The 5,380-nt window shown below is 74.8% G+C and carries 4 protein-coding genes and 2 pseudogenes; 3 read left to right on the top strand and 3 right to left on the bottom strand.

The features are described 5' to 3' along the window. Positions 1–241: pseudogene (locus tag UW392_RS07705) on the bottom strand (hypothetical protein); the annotation flags it as partial. Positions 242–408: 167 nt separating this feature from the next. On the opposite strand from UW392_RS07705, the gene UW392_RS07700 reads away from it, so the two are divergent. After that, positions 409–1,848 (top strand): sensor histidine kinase, encoded by a 1,440-nt coding sequence (locus tag UW392_RS07700; protein WP_320774126.1) that lies wholly within the window; start codon positions 409–411, stop codon positions 1,846–1,848. A 115-nt stretch (positions 1,849–1,963) separates the two neighbouring features. On the opposite strand, the gene UW392_RS07695 is transcribed toward UW392_RS07700, so the two are convergent. Together UW392_RS07695 and UW392_RS07690 are read right to left on the bottom strand one after the other, a co-directional pair. Next, complete coding sequence (locus tag UW392_RS07695) at positions 1,964–2,494, bottom strand: SUKH-3 domain-containing protein (RefSeq protein WP_320774125.1); 531 nt, start codon at positions 2,492–2,494, stop codon at positions 1,964–1,966. A 91-nt stretch (positions 2,495–2,585) separates the two neighbouring features. After that, complete coding sequence (locus UW392_RS07690) at positions 2,586–3,098, bottom strand: YwqJ-related putative deaminase (protein WP_320774124.1); 513 nt, start codon at positions 3,096–3,098, stop codon at positions 2,586–2,588. Positions 3,099–3,343: 245 nt separating this feature from the next. On the opposite strand from UW392_RS07690, the gene UW392_RS07685 reads away from it, so the two are divergent. Beyond that, entirely contained in the window at positions 3,344–4,393 is a 1,050-nt protein-coding gene (locus UW392_RS07685; RefSeq protein WP_320774123.1) for an SMI1/KNR4 family protein, read from the top strand. An 8-nt stretch (positions 4,394–4,401) separates the two neighbouring features. Continuing rightward, positions 4,402–5,380, top strand: a pseudogene (locus UW392_RS07680) (hypothetical protein); the annotation flags it as partial.

Below are 5,380 nucleotides of genomic sequence, written 5' to 3'. Positions count from 1 at the left end.
GGTCGTACGTCCGGCCCTCCAGTCGGAGCTCCCTCGCCCTCGCCCTCAGGTCGTCCTTCGCGTTGGGGCGCTTTGTCCACTCGGGAGCGGGCTCGCCCTCCAGGAGGCGGTTGAGGAGGTCGTTGTTGTCGACGTGGAGCCGGTCGCGGATCTGCCGGCGGCTGAGGCCCTCGCGTCGCAGCGCGACCGCCCGTTCCCGCAGGCCCTCGAAGTCGGCGTACTTGTCGGGTGAATGTGTCATGTGATCACCGTCCGGGCGGAACGATCGCTTCCGGGGTCGAACGGTGAGCGATTCAGCAGTTCGAGGCATATCGGCGGGTTTCGCTTCCGTTCGGTCGCGCGGTGTGGTGTAGGCCAGTCCGGAAAACTCGCCGGATAAGCCGCGCCCGGCGCCCGTAGGGTGGAGGCATGACCACGACGGGGGAAGAGCACGCGGGGACCGGGACCAGGGCAGGTCCGGCAGGTCCGTGGTGGTGGGCGCAGCGGCGCGGCGCGGTGCTGGACGTGGGGCTCGCCCTGCTGTCCGCGCTCGAGTGCGCGGCCGTGGGTGTGGTGTTCGCGCGGGACGCGGGGCTGCCCGCGGCCGTGGGGGTGGTGTTCGGTCTGCTGGCCGGTTCCGTGCTGCTGGTGCGGCGGATGTGGCCGGTCGCCGTGGTGCTGGTGGCGATCGCGGTCGCGCCGGCCCAGATGGGTTTCCTGCTGGGGGTCGTCGGCCTGTACACGCTGGCCGCGTCCGAGGCGCCGAGACGGATCATCGCGACGCTGTCGGGGATGTCCTTCGTGAGCGTGTTCATCGTCGCGTTCGTGGAGACGACGCGGGTGGTGCGGGAGTCCCCCGAGTTGCACGGGGCGTGGTTCCCGCTGTTCGGGGCGCTCACGATGGCGATCGGGCTGACGGCGCCCTCGGTGCTGCTGGGCCTGTACGTGGGGGCGCGGCGGCGGCTGATGGAGAGCCTGCGGGAGCGGGCGGACTCGCTGGAGCGGGAGTTGCAGCTGCTGGCGGAGCGGGCCGAGGAGCGGGCCGAGTGGGCGCGGGGCGAGGAGCGGCGGCGGATCGCGCGGGAGATGCACGACGTGGTGGCGCACCGGGTGTCGTTGATGGTGGTGCACGCGGCGGCGTTGCAGGCGGTGGCCCGTAAGGACCCGGAGAAGGCGGTGCGGAACGCGGCGCTGGTGGGGGACATGGGGCGGCAGGCGCTGACGGAGCTGCGGGAGATGCTCGGGGTGCTGCGGTCGGCGGACGGGCAGGTCGGGCAGGTGCGGCGGGCGGAGTCCGTGCCCGGGCAGCGGTCGGCGTCCGAGGCTGTGCCCGCGCCCGGGACCGCGCCTGTGCCCGAGCCCGAGCGGGTTCCCGTGTCGGCGTCGGTTGCGGCGTCGGCCGCGGTGGGGGCGGCGGTGGCCGCCGCTGCCCCGGGGGCGCCCGCCGGGTCGCGGGGTGGTGCGGAGCCGGCCGAGGGGCCGTGTCTCGCGGAGTTGGAGGAGCTGGTCGGGCAGTCGGCGGCGACGGGGATGGTCGTGCGGCTGTCGGTGCAGGGGGAGGCGCGGGACTGTGCCCGTGAGGTGGAGCAGACCGCGTACCGGGTGGTGCAGGAGGCGCTGACGAACGTGCACAAGCACGCGGCGGGGGCGCGGACGCATGTGCGGTTGGCGTACCGGGGCGCGGAGATCGCGATGCAGGTGGAGAACGAGCCGCCGCCGGAGCAGGGGGACGCGTCGGCCGCCGGGTTGCCGTCCGGGGGGAACGGTCTGGTCGGGATGAAGGAGCGGGTGGCGGCGCTGGGTGGGGTGTTCGTGTCGGGGCCGACGGACGCCGGGGGTTTCCGGGTGTCGGCGGTGATTCCGGCGTAGTGCGCCGGAGGGCGGCCGGGGTGGGGGCGGCCCCGGCGCGTGGCGCGTGCTCGGTCCGCCGTGCCGGCCGGTCGTGCCGGTCCGTCGTGACGGTCCGCCGTGCCGACCCGTCCTGTCAGCCCGCCGTCAGCCGGACCGGAGGTATGCCCGTCAGCAGGGCGGTGAGGGCCTGGTCGACGGTGGGGCCGAGGTACCAGTCGCCGGTGTGGTCGAGGGCGTAGGCGCGGCCCACGGCGTCGACGGCGAGCAGGGTGTGGGTGTCGGGTTCCTGGCCGAGGGGGGCGACCTCGGTGTGCAGGGCGCGGCCGAGGTCGCCGAGGGTGCGGGCCATGTGGAGGCCGTGCAGGGGGTTCAGGTGGAGGGTGGCGGGGGCGAGCTGGCGGCCCGTTGCCGGTGAGGTGATGTGCAGGCCGCCGAACTCGGACCAGGCCTCGACCGCGGCGGGGAACACGGCGTGGCGGTGGCCGGCGGGGGAGCGGTGGTCGCGCAGGGCGTCGGCCCAGACCTCGGCCTGTCGTATGTCCCAGCGGCCGGGCTGCCAGCCTGCGGTGCGCAGGGCGGTGTCCACGGGGGCGGGGAAGCGGGTGGGCGGTCCCCCTTGTGCGCGCTGGGCCGGGAGGTCGGGGGAGGGGCGGTCGGCTTGCATCTGCCTTCGTTCGTCGAGGATGGGGCGCGGCGGTCACCGGGTCCGGGGCGGCGCCGTGGTGCGGGGTGCGGGGTGCGGGGTGCGTGTGGCGTCAGGTCTTCTGCGCGGGGTCGACGATGCGTACGCCGAAGTGGGCGCTGAGGGCCGTGCAGGCGCGGCAGGGGGCGGCGAAGCTGCCGTGCAGGGGGTCGCCGTCCTCGCGGATGCGGCGTGCGGTGAGTTTGGCGTGTTTGAGTGCCTTGCGGGCCTCGCCGTTGGTCATGGGTTTGCGGGCGGCGCGTTTGCTGCGGGTGGTGTCGGCGGCGGTGAGGTGGCGGGAGATGAGGATCGCCTCGGCGCAGCGGCCGGTGAAGCGGTCGCGCCGGTCGGTGGCGAGGGAGTCCAGGAAGTCCCGCACCAGGGGGTGCAGGGCCGGCGGGGTGTCGCTGCGGGCGGCGGTGCCGGTGAGGGTGGCGCCGCGTACGGAGAGGGCCGCGGCGATGGTGGGGAGTATGCCGTCGCGGCGGTGGTGGAGGGCGGGTGCGTGCGCGGTCTCGGTGGCGCTCCAGCCGACCCTGGGGTCGCCGGGTGCGTTGGCCCGGGTCGTCGCGTTCAAGATCGTCATCCCCTCCCTGTGGATCCCCCCGACAGCGGACACAGACTGCCAAACGCCGTGGCTGGTGCGGAAGCTGGGGCGTCGCGACACGCCCGGGCTTGGCCATTGCGTCACCGCGGGGTGACGGCTGGTCACCGACCCGGTGGTCCGGTGACCGGTGTGGCCGTACCGCTTAGGCTGTCGGCAGTCGCGACCTGTGCAGCAGGCGGTCGCGATCCACACAGCCGGACAGAAAGCCGCAGGGGGCAACCGCCATGACGACAGGTCGGCTCGGGCTGGGGGCTCCTCCCGGCCGCCGGACCGGGGAGCAGACCGTGCCGCCGAACGCGGCCTACGCCGGGCAGGTCGTGCAGTTCCCGGACCCGGTCCGGGCCGCGCGTCATCCGCGGGGTGTGCGGGTCGACGCGCACGGTTTCCCGGATTTCTCGCCCTACGCGCGGGCCGCTGCGGAGATCGCCGATCCCCCGGAAGGGTTCGGTGTGGATGAGCTGAGGTTGACGGACTACGTGTCGGCGAACGCCGCGCTGGCCGCGTCCGGGCACGAGTTGTGGGCCACGGTGCCGGCGGTGGCGACGCCGCACGGCTGGACCTGGCACCACGTCCCGGGGAACCGGCGGCTGGAGCTGGTGCCGGTCGAGGTGAAGGCGCTGCTGCGGCACCACGGTGGGGTGGCGACGGCCGCGGTGGACCACGGCAAGCGGGGGACGCGGCCGTTGCAGGAGACCCGGCCGGCGCACTTCGGGCTGCCGAAGTCGCTGGTGTCGGTGACCGAGCAGCAGGTGTTGGGGGTCGAGGAGGACCTGGGGTACCGGCTGCCGGGGCCGTACCGGTCGTTCCTGAAGGCGGCCGGCGGGTGCGCTCCGGTGGGGGTGGCGCTGGACGCCGGGCTGGGTGTGCTGGTGGACCAGCCGTTCTTCACGGTGCGGGACGAGGCCGCGGTCAACGACCTCGTGTACGTCAACAAGTGCCTGCGGGACCATCTGACGAAGGACTACCTCGGGGTGGCGTTCGTGCAGGGCGGGCTGCTGGCCGTGAAGGTGAGGGGTGACCGGGTGGGGTCGGTGTGGTTCTGCGCGTACGACGACGCCCGTGACGTGGATCCCTCGTGGGCGCCGCAGGAGCGGGTGGAACGGTTGCTGCTGCCGTGCGGTGACGACTTCGACGCGTTCCTGACGCGGCTGGCGGGCAGTCCGCCGGAGCTGGAGACCGTGGCGAACCTGATGGTGGACGGGGCCTTCGCGCGCGCCGTGCCCGTCTCTTCGGCGTCGGCGTCGGCGTCGGCGCCGGCGTCGGCGGGGGAGTGAGTGTCGCGATGGTGACTTTCGCGCAGGCGCAGGAGCGCGCCGACGAGTGGATCAACGGGGACGTGCCCGGTTACCAGCACCGTGAGGTGCGGGTACGGGAGTTCGAGCTGGGGTTCGTGGTGTGGGCCGAGGACCGGGCGGACGGTCCGCGGTCGGACGGCGGTGCGCTGCGGGCGGTGATCGCCCGGGACAGCGGTGAGGCCACGTTGTGGCCGGGGCTGCCGGTGGGTGAGGTGATCCGGCGGTACGAGGAGGAGTACGGGCGCAAGGACACCGCCGCCGCCGAGCCGGCGCCGCCCGCGGAGCGGGTGGACCTGAATCAGACGTCGTTCCTGCTGACGCCGCCGGAGTGGTTGCAGGAGGCGGCCGACAGGCTGGGTATTCCGGACCGGAGGGCGGGCGCGTCCGACGGGAGCGGTGACCGTGCTGCGGGTTCGGGTTCGGGTTCGGGTCCGGGGTCGGGTCCGGCTACGGAGGCAGGTGCGGCGCACGGCTCGGCACAGGGCACGGTGCAGGAGGCGACGCCTGGCGCGGTGCCTGGCGCGGCGTCCGATGTGGTGTCGCACGCGGCCCCCGGCGGCCCGTCGGTTCCGGCCGACGCCACGCCGTGGCCCGTGGCGGGCGGGACCGACGACGGGACCGACGAGGTGCGGGACGCGCCGCCGCAGGACCGGGTGCCGGGAGTGCCCGCCGGGGCGACGCCCTGGGCGGGGACGGACACGAACGCCGGTGCGGAGGAGGACCGTTCGGTGCCCCTGCCGGAGACCGTGTTCGCGCCCCCGCTGAGTGAGCACGAGGAGGAGCGCACCCCGCCGCCGGGAGCGGTGCCGGACGCGAAGACCGCGCTGCTGTCGGCCGGCGGCCGGGCGCCGCACACGCCCGCCGACGGCACGTCCGCGCCGTCCGGTCCGGGTGTGCCGCAGCCGCCTGGGCCTCCGGGCGCGCCGCGGTCTCCGGGTGTGCCGCCGGGTACGCCGCCGCCCCCGC

The organism is Streptomyces sp. CRN 30 (assembly GCF_034105845.1).
This window is presented reverse-complemented; position numbering and strand designations above follow the sequence as displayed.

Excerpts from the sequence above, each read along its gene's own strand:
- UW392_RS07695 (WP_320774125.1), bottom strand. The coding sequence starts at position 2,494 with ATGCAAGCCGACCGCCCCTCCCCCGACCTCCCGGCCCAGCGCGCACAA.
- UW392_RS07690 (WP_320774124.1), bottom strand. The coding sequence starts at position 3,098 with ATGACGATCTTGAACGCGACGACCCGGGCCAACGCACCCGGCGACCCC.
- UW392_RS07685 (WP_320774123.1), top strand. The coding sequence starts at position 3,344 with ATGACGACAGGTCGGCTCGGGCTGGGGGCTCCTCCCGGCCGCCGGACC.
- UW392_RS07700 (WP_320774126.1), top strand. The coding sequence starts at position 409 with ATGACCACGACGGGGGAAGAGCACGCGGGGACCGGGACCAGGGCAGGT.